The following is a 17,376-nucleotide window of genomic DNA, read 5'->3' on the forward strand; positions in this document are numbered from 1 at the left end:
GCATGGATGTCTCCCACCTGCTTGATGGCCTGAACCCGGCCCAGCGCGAAGCCGTCTCCGCTCCCCCCGGCCACCACCTGGTGCTGGCCGGTGCCGGTTCCGGCAAGACCCGCGTACTCACCCACCGCATCGCCTGGCTGCATGAAGTCGATGGCGTGCCGACCCACGGCATTTTCGCGGTGACCTTCACCAACAAGGCGGCCGGCGAAATGCGCCACCGCATCGACGCGCAGCTGCCCAACGGCAGCCGCGGCATGTGGATCGGCACCTTCCACGGCCTGGCCAACCGCCTGCTGCGCCTGCACTGGCAGGACGCGAAGCTGCCCGAAGGCTTCCAGGTGATGGATTCGGACGACCAGCTGCGGCTGGTCAAACGCGTGGTGCAGGCGCTGGAACTGGACGACGGCAAGTATCCGGCCAAGCAGATCGCGTGGTGGATCAACGCGCAGAAGGACGAAGGCCGCCGCCCGCAGCACATCCAGCCCGAACCGAACGACGCCTGGCTGGAAACCATGCGCCAGGCCTACATCGAGTACCAGGCGCGCTGCGACCGCGCCGGCCTGGTCGACTTCGCCGAGCTGCTGCTGCGCGCGCATGAGCTGCTGCGCGACAACCCGGCGTTGCTGTCGCATTACCGTGCCCGCTTCCGCGAGATCCTGGTGGACGAGTTCCAGGACACCAACGCCATCCAGTACGCCTTCGTGCGCGTGCTGGCCGGTGATTCCGGCCACGTGTTCGTGGTCGGCGACGATGACCAGGCCATCTATGGCTGGCGCGGTGCCAAGGTGGAGAACGTGCAGGGCTTCCTGCGTGACTTCCCGGGCGCGCAGACCATCCGCCTGGAACAGAACTACCGCTCCACCGCCAACATCCTCGGCGCCGCCAACGCGGTGATCGCGCACAACCCCGACCGCATCGGCAAGCAGCTGTGGACCGACAGCGGTGACGGCGAGCCGATCGACCTGTATGCCGCGTACAACGAGATGGACGAGGCGCGCTACATCGTCGAGCGCGCGCGCCAGTGGGTGCGCGACGGTGGCAGCTACACCGAAGTGGCCGTGCTCTACCGCAGCAATGCGCAGTCGCGCGCGCTGGAAGAGGCGCTGCTGAGCGAACAGGTGCCGTACCGCGTGTACGGCGGCATGCGCTTCTTCGAGCGTGCCGAAATCAAGGACGCACTGGCCTACCTGCGCCTGCTGTCCAACCGCAACGACGACGCGGCGTTCGAGCGCGCGGTCAACACCCCCACCCGTGGCATCGGCGACCGCACGCTGGACGAAGTGCGCCGCGAGGCGCGCGCGCAGGGCATTTCGCTGTGGGAAGCGACCATGCTGGTCACCCAGGGCAGCGCGCTGGCCGCACGTGCGCGCAATGCGCTGGCCGGCTTCCTGGTGCTGGTCAACGAGCTGCAGGCGCAGACCCTGCACATGACCCTGGCCGAGCGCGTGGACCACGTGCTGGCCCGCTCGCAGCTGCGCGAGCACTGGAGCAAGGAAAGCCGCAACGCGCTGGACTCCGAATCGCGCACCGACAACCTCGACGAACTGGTCTCGGTGGCTTCGCGCTTCGTGCGCCGCGCCGACGACATCGAGGAAGTGGGCGAGGACATGGACGAGCTGGTCGCGTTCCTGGCCTATGCGGCGCTGGAGGCCGGTGAGGGCCAGGCGCAGGCGGGCGAGGACGGCGTGCAGCTGATGACCCTGCACTCGGCCAAGGGCCTGGAATTCCCGCTGGTGTTCCTGGCCGGCCTGGAAGAAGGCCTGTTCCCCAGCGCACGCTCGCTGGAGGAAAGCGGGCGGCTGGAAGAAGAGCGCCGCCTGGCCTACGTGGGCATCACCCGCGCGCGCCAGAAGCTGGTGCTGAGCTACGCCGAATCGCGCCGCATCCATGGCCAGGACAACTACAGTCTGCCCTCGCGCTTCCTGCGCGAGATCCCACGCGAGCTGCTGCACGAAGTCCGCCCGAAGGTGCAGGTCTCGCGGCCGGCCTCGTTGGGCAGCAGCCGGGTGATGGGCCATGCCTCGATCGAGGCACCGCCGCTCAAGCTTGGCGCACTGGTCACCCATCCCAAGTTCGGCGAAGGCATGGTGACCGACTACGAAGGCAGCGGCGCACACGCCCGCGTTCAGGTCGAATTCGCCGACGCCGGCAGCAAGTGGCTGGTGATGGCATATGCCAACCTGACGGTGATCTGATCACCGTCCTGCTTCATCTGTAGAGCCGAGCCATGCTCGGCTGCTTGCAGCGGGAAAAGTCAGTCGAGCACGGCTCGACTCTACAAAAGCGAGTATCCATGACCCGCAACGTGCTCTTCCTCTGCAGCCAGAACCGCCTGCGCAGCCCGACGGCCGAGCAGGTGTTTGCCGATTGGCCGGGGATTGAAACCGCCTCGGCCGGGCTGCTGGCCGACGCCGATGAAGTGCTCAGCCCGGAGCTGCTGCAGTGGGCCGACCTGGTGTTCGTGATGGAGCGGGCCCACCGCAACCGGCTGTCCAGCCGCTACAAGGCATGGCTGAACGTAAAGCGGGTGATTTGCCTGGATATCCCCGACGATTACGACTACATGGACCCGGTGCTGGTGGAGCTGCTGAAGCGCAAGGTGACGCCGTTCCTGCGCTGAGCGCGGGAGAAAGCAGTCGAGCAAGCTATGCCGGTCGTCCTGACCGGCATCCTTCGGGCCGTCGCAAGCGACGTTGGCAGCGGCTCCTGCCGCTACCTTGGACTCTACAATGGGGCCTGACATCTTCCAGGAACGCCCCCATGACCGAACCCACGCTGCACGTCACCGTGAAGTTGAACGCCCGGCTGCAGCCGGAGCACCGCCATGAACTGTTCGAGGATCCGCTCGATGCGCTGCTGCAGGCGGCCCAGGTGGGCGAGCTGACCGGCGGCGGGACCGCGATGTCCGACCTGGGTGAGGTCGAGTACGGCGATATCGAAGTAGCGCTGGTCGATGCCGCCGGCGTACCGAAGCTGATTGATCTGCTGGAGCAGCTGGGTGCACCGAAGGGCTCGCAGCTGCAGGGTGCGGGCGAGGCCGACCGCAGCTTCGGCGTGACCGAAGGCCTGGGCATCTACCTGGACGGGCTGACCCTGCCGGACGAAGTCTACGAGCAGTGCGATTCCAACCACGTGTTCGAACAGCTGTCGGAGAGCATCGACGGCCTGGGCGAGATCTGCAGCTGGTGGCAGGGCCCGACCGAGACCGCGCTGTACATGTATGGCGAATCGTTCGAGGCAATGCGTGACGCGATCGCTGGATTCGTGGCCAGCTACCCGCTGTGCCAGAACGCACGCGTGGTGCAGATCGCCTGAACAAAGCAACGGTAGAGTCGAGCTTGCTCGACTGCTTCTACCCGCAAAGAAAGCAGTCGAGCAAGCTCGACTCTACGGCAGCCCGTTAGCGGCCGGCCGCCTGCCGCGCGTTGTCGCGCAGCGCCATGTCCTTGCCGATCTGGTAGCCGCCGAACAGCACCGCCAAGGCGATGATCGCGGCGATCAGGATGGATTTCTGGGAACTCCAGGCGGGCGGTTTGTTGTCCTGCATGTCGGTCGTCCTTGAGCGCGGCAGTGCGCCGCCCGCCGAGCATGCGCCGCACTGACCGGCGCGTGCAAGCGGGCGATGCGCACACGCCGCTGCGCGGCGCCGGATTGATCCTGCTCAAGGCACGGCCTGCACATCCGGTGTGCAATGGTGTCGTTCCCATCTGGCAGATCGCTACGGAGCCCCACCATGTACAAGCGCATCCTGATTGCCACCGACGGGTCCGAGCTGGCCGACAAGGGCCTGGCCAAGGGCCTGGAGCTGGCCAAGGACCTCAATGCCGAGGTCGATATCGTGACCGTTTCCGAGCCGTGGGCCGTCGGCATGTACGACGCCATGGGCTGGAGCGTGGGCTACATGAACAGCCCCGAGTACAAGGCCGACCGCGAGGAAGGCGCGCAGAAGGTACTGCAGCCGGCGCTGGCCAAGGCGGCCGAACAGGGCATTACCGCCAATCCGGTGCATGTGCTGGACCGCTATGCGGCCGACGGCATCATCGAGACGGCGGGCGAGCGCAACAGCGACCTGATCGTGATGACCTCGCATGGCCGCCGTGGCGTCACCCGCGTGCTGCTGGGCAGCCAGACCGCCGAAGTGCTGGCGCGCAGCACCCTGCCGGTGCTGGTGATCCGCTGATCCACACCCGTTGATTCAAGCGTTCCCGGGGAGGGGACCCGACGCCGGCCGCAGGATGCGCGCCGGCGTTGTTTTTTGTGGGGGATCGGGAGGGTCATATCCACGCATGGCGTGGATCTACTGAATCGCGGGGATCCGCCCCCCGGTCACATCACCAGCTGTACAGCTTCCAGTACACCGGCGAGACGCCGTCCTTGTCGTTGTCGAAACGGCCGTCGCCGTTCTTGTCGTACATGTAGTACGGCGCGCCGCGCGACGGGGTCACCTTGACCATGCGCAGCTGGCCGGACACGCGGTATTCCTCGATGGTGTCACCGTTGTCCATGGTGCGCTTGGAGACATCGGCGCCCTTGACGTCCACCGGGGGAGCACCTGCACCACCCATGCTGGCGCAGCCAGCGAGCAGGAGCACGGAAGCCAGCATCAGGGTCTTCATCGGCGGGGGCCTTTGCCTGGATAGAGCCCTGATTATGCCCCATCGCCGGGTGCGTGCCGTGTCGTCGCGGTGCAGGCACGGGCGCGTAGAATCGGCGCATGAGCAGATTAGTCCTGATCGACGGGTCCAGTTACCTGTACCGCGCGTTCCACGCGCTGCCGCCCCTGTCCAATGCACAGGGTGAACCCACCGGCGCGCTGTTCGGCGTGGTCAACATGCTGCGCTCGACGCTGAAGGAACGCCCGGCCTACGTCGCGTTCGTGGTCGATGCGCCCGGCAAGACCTTCCGCGATGACCTGTACGACCAGTACAAGGCCAACCGGCCGCCGATGCCCGACGAGCTGCGCAGCCAGGTCGAGCCGATGTGCCGCATCGTCGAGGCGCTGGGCATCAGCATCCTGCGCATCCCCGGCGTGGAAGCCGACGATGTGATCGGCACGCTGGCCCTGCAGGGCCTGGCGCAGGACCTGAAGGTGACCATCTCCACCGGCGACAAGGACTTCGCCCAGCTGGTGCGTCCGGGCATCGAGCTGGTCAACACCATGACCGGCAGCCGCATGGATTCGGACGCGGCAGTGATGGACAAGTTCGGCGTGCGTGCCGACCAGATCATCGACCTGCTGGCGCTGATGGGTGACACCGTCGACAACGTGCCGGGCGTGGAGAAGTGCGGGCCGAAGACCGCCGCCAAGTGGCTGGCCGAGTACCAGCACCTGGACGGGGTGATGGCGGCCGCGCCGACCATGAAGGGCAAGATCGGCGAGAACCTGCGCGCCGCGCTGGAGCGGCTGCCGCTGAACCGCGAGCTGGTGACCATCCGCACCGACGTGGCGCTGGACGCCAGCCCGACCACGCTGGCGCTGCGCGAGCAGGACGTGCCGGAGCTGACCGAGCTGTATACGCGCTACGGCTTCACCCAGGCGCTGAAGGAACTGGGAGCACCGCTGCCGGCGCCCACCGCTGCCAGTGAGGCCACCCCGAGCCTGCGCGGTACCGCCGCCGGCTTCGCCCGTGGCAGCGCCGAAGCGCCGGCCGCCGGCACGCTGGACCCGGCGCTGGCCGCGCCCGGTGAATACGAGACGGTGCTGACCAGCGAGCAGCTGCAGGCCTGGGTCGAGCGCCTGCAGCAGGCCGACCTGATCAGCTTCGATACCGAGACCGATGCGCTGGACGCGATGCGTGCGCGCCTGGTCGGTGTCAGTCTGGCCGTCGAGCCGGGCAGGGCCGCCTACGTTCCGGTCGGCCACGACTACCCGGGGGCGCCGGCGCAGCTGCCGATGCAGCAGGTGCTGGACGCGCTGCGCCCGGTGCTGCAGGACCCGGCGAAGAAGAAGCTGGGCCAGCACGGCAAGTACGACCTGCATGTGCTGCGCCGCCACGGCGTGGACGTGCAGGGCTACCACGACGACACCATGCTCGAGAGCTTCGTGCTCAATTCCACCGCCACCCGCCACGACATGGACTCGCTGGCCCTGCGCTACCTGGGCTACAGCACCATCAAGTTCGAGGACGTGGCCGGCAAGGGCGCCAAGCAGATTCCGTTCTCGCAGGTGGGCATCGACGAAGCCAGCCGCTATGCGGCCGAGGACGCCGACATCACCCTGCGCCTGCACCACGCGCTGCAGCCGCAGCTGCTGGCCGAGCCGGCGCTGGACAGCGTGTACCGCGACATCGAGATGCCGCTGGTGCCGGTGCTGGCCAGCATCGAAGCCAATGGCGTGCGGATCGACACCGACGAACTGCGCCGGCAGAGCCAGGACCTGTCCTCGCGCATGCTGGCCGCGCAGCAGAAGGCCACCGAGCTGGCCGGGCGCAGCTTCAACCTGGATTCGCCCAAGCAGTTGCAGGCGGTGCTGTTCGATGAGCTGAAGCTGCCGGCGGTGGTGAAGACCCCCAAGGGCCAGCCCAGCACCAATGAAGAGGCGCTGGAGGCGATTGCCGAGCAGCACGAGCTGCCGCGGGTGATCCTGGAGTACCGCGGCCTGGCCAAGCTGCGCAGTACCTACACCGACAAGCTGCCGGAGATGGTCAACCCGGACACCGGCCGCGTGCACACCAGCTACCACCAGTCCGGTGCCGCCACCGGCCGCCTGTCCTCGTCGGACCCGAACCTGCAGAACATCCCGATCCGCACCGAGGACGGCCGCCGCATCCGCCGCGCGTTCGTGGCGCCGGAGGGCTGCCAGCTGCTGGCGGCCGACTATTCGCAGATCGAGCTGCGGATCATGGCCCACCTGTCCGAGGACCCGGGCCTGGTGCGCGCCTTCGAGCAGGGCGCCGACGTGCACCGTGCCACCGCCGCCGAGGTGTTCGGGCGCACGCTGGAGGAAGTGACCCCGAACGAACGTCGTGCCGCCAAGGCGATCAACTTCGGCCTGATGTACGGCATGAGCGCGTTCGGCCTGGCCCGCAACCTGGGCATCGACCGTGGCCAGGCGCAGGACTACGTGGCGCTGTACTTCAGCCGCTACCCGGGCGTGCGCGACTTCATGGAGCGGATGCGCCAGCAGGCCCGCGACCAGGGCTATGTGGAAACCCTGTTCGGCCGCCGCCTGTACCTGAACGATATTCATGCCCGCAACCAGGGCCTGCGCGCGGGGGCTGAACGCGCGGCGATCAATGCGCCGATGCAGGGCACCGCCGCCGACATCATCAAGCGCGCGATGGTGGACGTGGACCAGTGGCTGCGTGACAGCGGCGCACCGGCACGGATGATCCTGCAGGTGCACGATGAACTGGTGTTCGAAACCGAAAGCAGTTTCGTCGAAGACTTGCGTTTGCAGGTGGTGGAACGCATGTCGCAAGCGGCCAAACTGCGGGTGCCGCTGGTGGTCGATACCGGTATCGGCAGCAACTGGGACGAAGCGCACTGACCCCGTTTCAGGCCGAAAACGACGTGAATTTGTTCATCAGTCGGAGGTTTCTGACTCGATCATGAATGTTCCCCCGATTGAAGTTCATTAAATTGGGCCCCTTCACGAACCGTTAGTGTTCGGAGTGCTTCTATAACTCTCGACAGGCGCAATGCCTGTTGTGGATCTCTCCCATCCCCTGGAGCAGATCTCGGAACGGGGACTCCTCCCCAAGTGCCCGTTCCCCGGCCCCGTTGACCTCCCCCTGGTCAGCGGGGCTTTTTATTTGTGCCGTTGCCAGACGCAATCGTCTGCGCCACGCTGGGCCACCGCTCCGCAGGGGAAAACGATGCCCGATCTGTTCGCACTGGCGATGCCGTGGTGGGAGTTCATCCTGCGCGCGGTGGTGGTCTATGTCGTAGTGCTGGGCATGGTCCGGCTCAGCGGCAAGCGCGCGCTGGGGCAGATCACGCCGTTCGACGTGCTGCTGATCGTGCTGCTGGGCAATGCCGTACAGAACGCCCTGCTGGGCACTGACACCTCGCTGGGCGGCGGCCTGCTGCTGGCGGCGACCCTGATCCTGCTCAACTACGGGGTGGGCTGGGTCAGTACCCGCAACCGGCGGATCGAGCGCCTGGTGGAGGGAGAGCCGGTGGTGATCGCGCGCGATGGCCGCCTGTTCGACACCGTGCTGCGTCGCGAGCAGGTCACCCGCGCCGATTTCGAGGCGGCCATGCGCCAGCAGGGCTGCCTGGGTGTTGAGGATGTCGAACTGGCCCTGCTGGAGATCAACGGGCACATCACCATCATCCCCAGGAAGAGCACCTGACCTGGTAGCGCCGAGCCTGGGCCCGGCTGCACGGTGCATCAGCCGGGCGGGGGACCGGTGCTACCCAGCCCCGGTCATGGCGTGCAGCGGTCGTTGCCCGCCGCAGGCTTGCGCTCGTAGTAGGCGAAGCGGTTGCCACCGTCGATACCGGCCAGGTTGCCGTTCTGCAGCAGCTGCAGCACGAAGTCGCTGCCGAGTTCGCGATGGATGAGGATGCGGCCGTCGCGCAGGCTGGCGCGTAGTGGCTGCTCGCGGCCCCCGGCTTCGACCACGCCATCCTGGAGGAAGCGCAGCTGCGACAGCACGCTGCGTTCGGCTTCAAAGCTGCCGCAGGGCAGCGCGCTGGCCGTGACCGGTGCCAGCGCCGTGCCGGGAGCGCTGGCCAGCACGCCGAGGTCCTTGGCCGGCCTGCAGGCCGGGGCATCCGCGCGCTGCGCACACGACAGCTGCAGCGCCTCGCGGGCCTGCTGCAGGCGGCCACTGCTCCACAAGGTCTCGGCGGTGTCGGCGCAGAACGTTTCGCCCTGCTGCACGCGGCACAGGGCGATCAGTTCATCCAGCTGTGCCGGCGGCAGCGGCGCATCCACCGAATGCTGCAGGCCGAGCAGGGCCTTGCCCATCATTTCCGAGGCGACCTGCCTGGCCACCGCCGTGCAGCCCTCGGCGTCGAACGACGGTGACTCCTCCTTGCAGATCTCGGGCATCGGCGGCTCCGCCGGGCCCGGCGAAGCGTCCTCGGCCTGCTGCTGGTAGGTTTCCAGCAGGCGCATGCAGGCGGCGCCCACGCCCTCGGCGCACCAGGCATGCAGCTTCTGCGGCTCGGCTTCTGGCAAGGCCTCCAGGCACTCGAAGGTGTTCATCACGCAACCGTCTTCGATGGGCTCTGGCATCACCTTGCATGCGGCGGAGCGCTCACGGGTGAACTCGCGGTACGGGGTGCTAAGGGTGCGGTCGTTGTCGGAGAAGTACCAGTTCTCCAGGCGGCCCGTGGACAGGTTGCCGGTGCCGAGCACGTCGTCCTGGCGGGCGATGCGCAGTTCCTCGGTGGCCTGGTAGGGGCCGGACAGGAAGCCGTGGCCCTCGCTTTCAAGTGTCAGCGTGGTGTTGCCGCTGCTGTCCTTGTAGGTGCCGCAGGCCATCGATTGCGCGGCGGCCGGCAGGCTGGCCGAGGCCAGCACGAGCAGCAGCAGGGAGCGCCAACCCGCAGCGCCAACCCGCAGCGCGGGGACGAAGGGAAGCAGACGCGGGCATGACATCATCCTTGAGGAAAAAAGACGATCTGTCCGGTGCACGACGCACTGCAGGCGTGGGGATGGCACCACGCGTCAGGCGTGGTGCCGGAAGATCAGAGCCAGTCGCGCGGCACCAGGTAATCAGCCAGGCGTGCCTCGGCACTGCCGGCGTCCGGGTTGAAGCCGTATTCCCAGCGCACCCGCGGCGGCAGGCTCATCAGGATGCTTTCGCTGCGGCCACCGCTCTGCAGGCCGAACAGCGTACCGCGATCGTAAACAAGGTTGAATTCCACGTAGCGGCCACGGCGGTACAGCTGGAACTCGCGTTCGCGCTCGCCATGGGGCGTGTCCTTGCGCTGCTGCACGATCGGCAGGTACGCCTCCAGGAAGCCATCGCCGACCGCGCGCAGGTAATCGAAATCGCGCTCGAAGTCGCCATGCAGGTCGTCGAAGAACAGGCCGCCGACGCCGCGTGTTTCGTTGCGGTGGCGCAGGAAGAAATACTCATCGCACCAACGCTTGTGCGCGGCGTAGCGTTCCTCGCCGAAGGGTGTGCACAGGTCGCGTGCGACCCGGTGCCAGTGCTGCACGTCCTCGTCGAACGGATAGAACGGGGTCAGGTCGAAGCCGCCGCCGAACCAGCTGGCCACCACTTCGCCGTCGCGCTGTGCCTGGAAGAAGCGCACGTTGGCGTGGGTGGTCGGCACGTAGGGATTGAGCGGGTGGAACACCAGCGACACGCCGGTGGCGCGCCACGAGGCGCCAGCCAGTTCCGGGCGGTTGGCCGAGGCCGACGGCGGCAGGCGGCTGCCAGCCACGTCGGAGAAGCCGATGCCGGCCTGTTCGAACACCGCACCATCGCGCAGCACGCGGGTACGCCCGCCGCCGCCCTCGGCCCGCTGCCACAGGTCTTCCTGGAAGCGGGCCTGGCCATCGACGGCCTCGATCGCCGCGCAGATGCGGTCCTGCAGGTCGGTGAGGTAGGCGCGCACGCGCTCGAATTCGTTCATGGCGCGTACTTTACCGCAGCGCCCGGCCAGGCAAGCTCCCTTACTGCTTGTGGTTGGGGGTGCGTGGGGTGGGGCGGGCCTGCCCGTCGTCAGTGGAGGACTCCCGCAGGGCACGTTCAAGGGCCTGGGCTGCCTCAAGCAGTTCCCAATTGCGGGTGGCCAGCACGTCGCACGCCACGTGGCGGCCACTGCCATCCGCTTCACAGAGCGTCTCAAGCATGGAGCGGACGTTCACGCGGCTGCTGTTTTCCATCACGCTGGCCAGGTTTTCACAACCTTCGCGGATGCCGGCCCGGCAGACCTTCTGGTAGTGCTCGCTGGCCTCGACCCACCTTCCGCTCAGGCCGGCGCGACTGCCCAGCACGTTGCAACCCTGCATCCTGCCCGCCGCGCAGCAGGCTTCGGCTTCACCGTCGATGGGCGCACGCGGGCAGTCCTGTGGGAACGGTACTTCATTGAACTCCCGCGGCGCACTGCACTGCGCATCGCCCGGCTGCCGCTGGAAGCGCTCGAAGCGCATCGATTCGTCCAGCCCAAGCAGATCGCCGTTGGGCAATGACTGCAGCACGTAGTCGCCACCGCGCTCGTGGCGCATGCGAATCTGGCCGTCCTGCACGCGCGCACGCACCCGCGAGCCGAAGCCCACCTCCACCATTCCACCATCGCCGAACGTCAGTTCGTCCAGCAGCCCGCCGGAGGCCACGTAATGGCCACAGGGTACAGCGCTGGAGGCCTGCGGCACCAGGTCCGCGCCCAGCTGCAGCAGCGCAGCTGCCTGCCGACACGAACTTCCGTCGCCGCCGTCGCAAACCATCTGCAGGGCCGCCCGGCCTTCCTGCAGATGGCCGGCGTCCCACTGCAGCGTGGCGACCTCCATGCAGAAGCCACTTTCACCTACCTGCGTGCACAGCTCCTGCAGGCGCTGCAATCGCGCGTCGGACAACGCGGGCTTGGCGGCAGGCGAGAACACTTCAACCATGCTGGCCGCCATCGAGGCCGTGCGAATGGCAGTGGCGACGGCCTCGGCGAGCTCCGGCCGCTCTTCCAGAATGGCCATGCAGGCCTCGGCATCGGCCGCAGGGTCATCGTCGCGACACTGGCGGGGGAAATCCACCTCGGCCATCGCCTTTTCCATGGTGGCTTGTATCACCGCGATCTGTGCTTCGGTCGGCGTATCGCTGCCGGGGGCCTGGTCGGCCTTGCGATAGCGATCGGGCAGGCGCTGGCAGAGGTGCGGAACGCCTTCGGCGCAGCCCGATTCCAGTGCCGGAAGGCTCAGCTCATGGTGGTTGTAGAGACACTGCCGGGCGTCTGCCAGGCAGCTGCCGGGTGCATGCTCGACCGGGGGCAGGCACGCGGCCGGCTGGGTCAGGCGGTAGCGTCTGCTGTCCTTCTGCAGGGCGCGACCCTCGCGCTGGACCTCCAGTTCAGAGACGAGGCCGAAGGTGAGATCAACCAGGCTGAGGCTGCCTTCGCTGCGCTGGACAACGAAGGGCCGATCGGAGATGTAGCTGCCTTTCTCGACCCCGCGGTCAGGCCCATCCACGCGCAGCTGGTTGTCGCCGCCCTCGGCCTCGAAAACGCCACAGCGTGGCAGGCCGGATGCGGCCGCGTGCTGGGCGCAGGGCAGCAGCAACACCAACGTGATGAAGGCAGCAATCAGGCGGCGCGGAGCGAAAGCGGACATGTCGGGGCCACAGCAGAAAGACGCGGGCCACGATAGCCGGCCCATGCCGATCCGCAATCAAACCCGCCAGAACGCGCGAGCTGTCGTGGCGGCTTCAGCGCCGGGCAGGTCGTTAGCGACAAAACTGTGGCGTGCCCGGCGTGCGCCGGTATCGCTGGTACCCGGTCCATGCGTCCAGCCCCAGCAGATCGCCATTGGCCAGCAGGCCCAGCGCGTAGTCGGCGCCATTGTTCTGGCGCAGCTGAAGAGTGCCGTCCTGCAGCAGCGCCCGCACGTCCTGCGTACCGACCCTGGCCCAGCCGGCATCGCCGAACGTGAGCGTGTCCAGGCTGCCACCGTCGGCCTGGTAGCGGCCACACGGCACCCGCTGCAGCGGCACCAGGCGCAGATCGGTACCGAGTTCACGCAGCGGCGCGGTACGTTCGCATGCACTGACGCGGCCGCCATCGCAGGTGACCTGCAGGGCCTGCACCGCCAATGCGGGCTCCAGCGCGATCAGCTGCTGCGCGGCCACTTCGACGCAGAAGCGGCCACCCCGGTGCTGCAGGCACAACTGCTGCAGGAGATCGCGTGCAGCGGCCGGAAGCGGCGAATCCAGCGTATCTTCGTCTTCCTGTGCCAGCCGTTGATCCACCCGCCGCATGGCGATGGCCAGTGCATCGTCGGTCATGGCTTCGCAGGCCTGCCGATCGTGCCCGCCGGTGTGCTCGCGGCACGGCGGCGGGCGCTCGAAAACGGCCGGGGCTGCGTCATCGGCTGCATCCACCGCACCACCCTCACGCATCAGCCGCAGCAGCGTCGAGCAGCCTGCACCCACGCTCTCGTCGCAGGCGCGCCGGGCCTGGCCGGGCGAGGCCGTTGGCAGCTGCACCATGCAGTAGCTGCCAGCGGCGCGGCAGCTGCCGGCCACCGCGCTGGGTTCGGCGGTGCAGGCCCGGGACTGGCGCAGGGTGTAGACCACCGTCACGCTGTCCTCGATGCGCTGCCCATCGGCGCTGATCCGGATCGGTTCCGCGACGCCATCGTCGAGCATGACCAGGCGGGTCTGTTCCGCACTGCGATCGACCCACAGCGGCTCCGGCTCACCGATGCCGTTGTGGCGGTAGCCGCTGCTGGGGCTGGTGAACACCAGTGCCATGCCGTCATCGAGGCTGCGATACTCGCCGCAGCGCAGGGCATCGGCGCTGGCAGGCAGCGCGGCGAACAGCAGCAGGGCAGGGAAAAGAGCCAGCAAGCGCATGCGACGGTCCTTGTCGTGCGAGAAGGGGGATGGGGCTCAGCGGAAGCGCGAGCGGATATCGGGCCGCAACAGGCGCCAGGCCAGCCAACCCTGCAGGCCCAGGAACAGCACTGAAGTGCCGAGCAGGGTGAAGGTCATCATCCAGCGACGCGGCTGCAGCGACTGCTGCATCTCCGGCCCGTCGGCGAGCAGCACGATCATGTCGCGCATGAACACGTCCCACCACCAGGTGATCGCGAAATTGGCCAGCGCGCTCAACAGCAGCATCACCACGAAGCTCCATAGGCCCCAGTAGCGTTCGCGCAGCAGCCCCCAGCTGGCCACGGCCGAGACCAGGCAGAGCAGTGCGGCGATCATCGAGGCAACCACCGGGTGCGCCAGCAGCCAGGCCAGGCTGTGCATCTGCCGATGCTGTGCTTCACCCGCCAGCAGCTGCCAGAGTGGAACGTCGTGCAGCGGCCAGGCCAGCAGCCCCTGCAGCACGAAATAGCCGGCCAGCAGCGCGGACAGCCAGAACGACGCCTGGACCAGTGGCCGGATCCACGCGTGGTAGGGCGAAGGCTGCAACGAGGGCGGCGGGAGCGGCACTGACATCCGGTGTCCTTGCAATCGGCACCCGCGCGGTCAGCGGGCCGTCACCCGGGTGGCGACGGCCGGCAGGATATGGTGTTCGCTCAGCGGTGCCAAGGGCAGGCCGTGTGGCGGCTGCAGCGGCACCCAGGCCAGTTCGGCAATCTCGGCGCGCGCCTGCGGGGTACCGTCCACCTGCACCCACCACGCCTGCGCCCGCACGCGATGGCCGGGCTCGTTCACCGCCCAGTCTTCGAAGGCGCCCAGCGCGAGGGCGGCATCGGCGCGCAGCTGCACGCCCAGTTCCTCGTCCAGTTCGCGGGCCAGCGCCTGCAGCGGCGCTTCGCCGGGTTCGGGCTTGCCGCCCGGCTGGATGAAGCGGTGGGCGCGGTGCTTGCGCACCACCAGCGCCCGGCCACGGTCATCCAGGATGACCGCGGCCACGATCTCTATCGTGGCCGCGGCAGTGCTCACTTCAGGTTCTGCTCGAACAGCTTGAGGATGCGCTTGTACTGGTCCAGCCAGGAATCGGCACGGACATAGCCGTGGCGCTCCAGCGGGTACGGCGCGATCGACCAGTTGTCCTTGTGCAGTTCGATCAGGCGCTGGGTGAGGTTCACCGAGTCCTGGAAGAACACGTTGTCATCCATCATGCCGTGGGCGATCAGCAGGTTGTCCTGCAGGTTCTGCGCGTACTCGATCGGCGAGGAGACGCGGTACGCCTCCGGATCGATGTCCGGGGTGTTGAGGATGTTGCTGGTGTAGCCGTGGTTGTACTGGTGCCAGTCGACCACCGGACGCAGCGCGGCGCCGGCCTTGAAGGTGCCCGGCGAGCGGAACAGCGCCATGAAGGTCATGAAGCCGCCGTAGGAACCGCCGTAGATGCCGGCGTGGTCGCGGTCACCCTGCTGGGTGTCGACCAGCCAGTCCAGGCCGTCCTTGTAGTCTTCCAGTTCCGGGTGGCCCATGTTGCGGTAGATCGCCGTACGCCAGTCGCGGCCGTAGCCCTCGCTGCCGCGGTAATCCATGTCCAGCACGATGTAGCCCTTCTGCACCAGCAGGTTGTGGAACATCTGCTCGCGGAAGTAGGCCGGGTAGCGCTGGTGCACGTTCTGCAGGTAGCCGGCGCCGTGCACGAACATCACGATCGGGTACTTGCGGCCCGGCTCCTTGTTTTCCGGTTCGTAGTACTTGGCCCAGACCACGCCGGCGCCATGCTTGGACGGCACCGCCACCAGCTTCGGCTGGATCCACTGGCGGGCCTTGTAGTCGGCGGTGCGGGTATCGGTCAGCACGCGCGCCTGGCCGCCGGCACTGGGCAGCACCGCCAGCTGCGGCGGCAGGTAGGCGCCGGAGTAGCGCACCAGCAGCTGCTGGCCATCCGGCGACAGCGAGAAGTCTTCCACGCCGTTGAGGCTGGTCAGCTCGCGCACCTGGCGGCTGCCGGTGTCGACCGCGCAGACTTCATAGTCATGCGGGGCCTGCTGGTTGCACAGGAAGTAGAAGCCCTTGCCATCGGCCGACAGCACCGGTGCCGAGGTCTCCCACTTGCCGCTGGTCAGCGCCTGCGGCTTGGCGCTGCCGGCCTGGGTGTACAGATGCGAGAAGCCCGATTCCTCGGACAGCAGCCACAGCGTGCGGCCGTCGGCCATCCAGCCGAAATCGTTGAAGCCCCAGTTGATCCAGGCGTTGTCGGTCAGCCGGTGGCGGTTCTGCACGCGGCCGTCGGCGGCATTGACGCTGATGATCCAGCGGTCCTTGTTGTCGTTGGCACGCAGCATTACTGCAGCCTGCTGGCCGTCGGCACTCCAGCGGATGCCACCGCCCATGAAATCGCTCATCACCTGCAGGCTGCGCTCGCCCTTCAGCGCGTCCTTGCCGGCCTTGCGGCGCAGCTCGGCCAGCGGATCGGTGTTGATGCCGGGCAGGCCGGCCAGCGAGAGCTTCTCAACCTTGCCGGTGCGCACGTCGACGTACCACAGGGTGTGCGGCTCGAAGCCGTTGCGGCCAACGCGGGTGCGGGTGTCCTCGGTTTCCTCGTAGCCCGATTCGGTCACGTACAGCGGCATCTTGCCGCCACGGCCGTCGTCGAAGTCCTTCGGCTTGGTCACCACGATCAGGTGGCCCAGGTCCGGCGACAGCACGCTGTCGGCAATTTCCACATCGGCGCCCAGGTACACCGGGCCCGGCGCGCGGGTCGGGTCGGCCTGGCGCCAGCGCTGGTCCTGGTCCTTCAGCGCCTCGCGCTGGTCGCGGTCGCGGCGCAGGGTTTCCAGCGTACGCAGCTGCTGGTCGCGCAGCACGTCGGCCTTCGGCGGCGTACGCGGGTCCTTCTCGGCCTTCAGGCTGGCCACCTGCTGCACGCCACTGGCGGCAGTCCAGTGGAACCAGTTCTGGCCGACGCGCCAGATCACGCCGTTGTCGGCCGCGAAGTTCACGTTGCCCGCGCGCTCGTTGCTGCGGGTCAGCTGGGTCAGCGCGCCGCTGCGCAGGTCGCGCACGAACACGTCGCCATTGCGGACGAACGCACTGCGGCTGCGGCTGCGGTCGTAGACCGGCTCGGCCACGTCCAGGGTGCCGCGCTGGTCATCGGCCACCTGCGCGGCCACGCCACCGGCCACCGGCTGGCGGAAGGTGTCGCGCACCGGGCTGCCGTTGCGCTTGAGCTGGTACTCCACCTGCTGGCTGTTCCACGACCACCAGGCCTTTTCGACCGGCGGCCCGATCCAGTCCGGGTCGGCCATGGCCTGTTCGATGGTGATCGGCGTCGGCGCGGCATGCGCGGCCGGTGCGGCCAGCACGGCCGACAGCAGGAGGGACAGGGGCAGCACTCGGGACATGGGCGGACGGCACCGGAAGAGGAAACCGGGCAAGGGTAGCAGCCGCCCCGGCTGCGGGCAGGGGCCACAGGTCATGGCAGCGGAATCGGCAAACTGCTGCAACCGGTTGCCGGGCTCGCGCATCCATTGTCCTGAACCCGCATCATCCACCGAACAGGAGCCCGACCATGCAGGAACTGATCCCGATCACCCTCTTCATCTGCATCGCCTACGCGATCCATGCCATTGCCGATGCCCGCGCCCGCAGCAAGCTGGTGGCCCCGCACGTGCCGGAGGAGGTGATCCGCTCGCTGGCCGTGCTGGAAGAAGAGCGCCGCCGCCAGGGCGCGCTGCGCTGGGGCATCAGCCTGGTCTGCCTGGCGCTGGCGATGGCCCTGCTGGAAGCCATCGGCGCCCGTGACCTGACCTTTGGTGCCGCCGCCGCGCTGGTTGGCAGCGCCGGTCTCGGCCAGCTGCTGGCCTGGCATTTCACCCGTCCTGCGGCGCGCAAGGGCTGAGCA

The 17,376-nt window shown here is 67.8% G+C and carries 16 protein-coding genes; 7 read left to right on the plus strand and 9 right to left on the minus strand.

Going from position 1 to position 17,376, the window contains the following annotated elements:
• Positions 1-2 precede the first annotated feature (2 nt).
• The 3 genes from uvrD (at position 3) to N5C18_RS06215 (ending at position 3,315) form a co-directional block, all read left to right on the plus strand.
• Positions 3-2,195 carry a DNA helicase II gene (uvrD, locus tag N5C18_RS06205; protein ID WP_053451155.1) on the plus strand — a complete coding sequence of 731 codons (2,193 nt, stop codon included), beginning with the start codon at positions 3-5 and terminating at the stop codon, positions 2,193-2,195.
• Between the two features lie 98 nt (positions 2,196-2,293).
• Positions 2,294-2,620 carry a low molecular weight protein tyrosine phosphatase family protein gene (locus N5C18_RS06210; RefSeq protein ID WP_279944068.1) on the plus strand — a complete coding sequence of 109 codons (327 nt, stop codon included), beginning with the start codon at positions 2,294-2,296 and terminating at the stop codon, positions 2,618-2,620.
• 140 nt (positions 2,621-2,760) lie between these two features.
• Complete coding sequence (locus tag N5C18_RS06215; protein WP_274511337.1) at positions 2,761-3,315, plus strand: hypothetical protein; 555 nt, start codon at positions 2,761-2,763, stop codon at positions 3,313-3,315.
• 85 nt (positions 3,316-3,400) lie between these two features.
• Here N5C18_RS06215 and N5C18_RS06220 read toward each other — a convergent pair whose 3' ends face one another.
• Entirely contained in the window at positions 3,401-3,547 is a 147-nt protein-coding gene (locus N5C18_RS06220; protein WP_195842642.1) for a hypothetical protein, read from the minus strand.
• 186 nt (positions 3,548-3,733) lie between these two features.
• Between N5C18_RS06220 and N5C18_RS06225 the strand changes: the two genes are divergently transcribed.
• Entirely contained in the window at positions 3,734-4,180 is a 447-nt protein-coding gene (locus tag N5C18_RS06225) for a universal stress protein (protein ID WP_005411629.1), read from the plus strand.
• A 151-nt stretch (positions 4,181-4,331) separates the two neighbouring features.
• Here the strand turns inward: N5C18_RS06225 and N5C18_RS06230 are convergent, their stop codons facing one another.
• A complete protein-coding gene (locus N5C18_RS06230; protein ID WP_040006855.1) occupies positions 4,332-4,616 on the minus strand; it encodes a DUF2782 domain-containing protein in 285 nt (94 codons plus the stop codon).
• A gap of 98 nt (positions 4,617-4,714) precedes the next feature.
• Between N5C18_RS06230 and polA the strand changes: the two genes are divergently transcribed.
• Together polA and N5C18_RS06240 are read left to right on the plus strand one after the other, a co-directional pair.
• Positions 4,715-7,489, plus strand: a complete 2,775-nt coding sequence (polA, locus tag N5C18_RS06235) for a DNA polymerase I (protein ID WP_279944070.1) — start codon at positions 4,715-4,717, stop codon at positions 7,487-7,489.
• 328 nt (positions 7,490-7,817) lie between these two features.
• Positions 7,818-8,297, plus strand: coding sequence for a YetF domain-containing protein (locus tag N5C18_RS06240; protein WP_008266839.1), 480 nt, complete (start codon positions 7,818-7,820; stop codon positions 8,295-8,297).
• 74 nt (positions 8,298-8,371) lie between these two features.
• On the opposite strand, the gene N5C18_RS06245 is transcribed toward N5C18_RS06240, so the two are convergent.
• The 7 genes from N5C18_RS06245 to N5C18_RS06275 all read right to left on the minus strand — a co-directional run bounded on the left by N5C18_RS06245 (position 8,372) and on the right by N5C18_RS06275 (position 16,876).
• A complete protein-coding gene (locus N5C18_RS06245) occupies positions 8,372-9,553 on the minus strand; it encodes a hypothetical protein (RefSeq protein WP_279944071.1) in 1,182 nt (393 codons plus the stop codon).
• A gap of 89 nt (positions 9,554-9,642) precedes the next feature.
• Entirely contained in the window at positions 9,643-10,539 is an 897-nt protein-coding gene (gene hemF, locus N5C18_RS06250) for an oxygen-dependent coproporphyrinogen oxidase (protein WP_053509354.1), read from the minus strand.
• 40 nt (positions 10,540-10,579) lie between these two features.
• A complete protein-coding gene (locus N5C18_RS06255) occupies positions 10,580-12,226 on the minus strand; it encodes a hypothetical protein (protein WP_279944073.1) in 1,647 nt (548 codons plus the stop codon).
• A gap of 112 nt (positions 12,227-12,338) precedes the next feature.
• Positions 12,339-13,466, minus strand: coding sequence for a hypothetical protein (locus N5C18_RS06260; protein WP_279944074.1), 1,128 nt, complete (start codon positions 13,464-13,466; stop codon positions 12,339-12,341).
• A gap of 36 nt (positions 13,467-13,502) precedes the next feature.
• Positions 13,503-14,060: a hypothetical protein gene (locus tag N5C18_RS06265; protein WP_053509347.1), complete on the minus strand. Its 558-nt coding sequence runs from the start codon at positions 14,058-14,060 to the stop codon at positions 13,503-13,505.
• A gap of 30 nt (positions 14,061-14,090) precedes the next feature.
• Positions 14,091-14,510: an NUDIX domain-containing protein gene (locus tag N5C18_RS06270; protein WP_053509345.1), complete on the minus strand. Its 420-nt coding sequence runs from the start codon at positions 14,508-14,510 to the stop codon at positions 14,091-14,093.
• Complete coding sequence (locus N5C18_RS06275) at positions 14,507-16,876, minus strand: S9 family peptidase (protein ID WP_279944075.1); 2,370 nt, start codon at positions 16,874-16,876, stop codon at positions 14,507-14,509. Before N5C18_RS06275 ends, N5C18_RS06270 begins: the two co-directional genes overlap by 4 nt.
• A gap of 167 nt (positions 16,877-17,043) precedes the next feature.
• Here N5C18_RS06275 and N5C18_RS06280 point away from each other — a divergent pair, with 167 nt between their 5' ends.
• Complete coding sequence (locus N5C18_RS06280; protein ID WP_005414880.1) at positions 17,044-17,373, plus strand: hypothetical protein; 330 nt, start codon at positions 17,044-17,046, stop codon at positions 17,371-17,373.
• Positions 17,374-17,376: the final 3 nt, after the last annotated feature.

The sequence above is a fragment of the Stenotrophomonas sp. GD03930 genome, assembly GCF_029839665.1.
Lineage (GTDB): Bacteria > Pseudomonadota > Gammaproteobacteria > Xanthomonadales > Xanthomonadaceae > Stenotrophomonas > Stenotrophomonas forensis.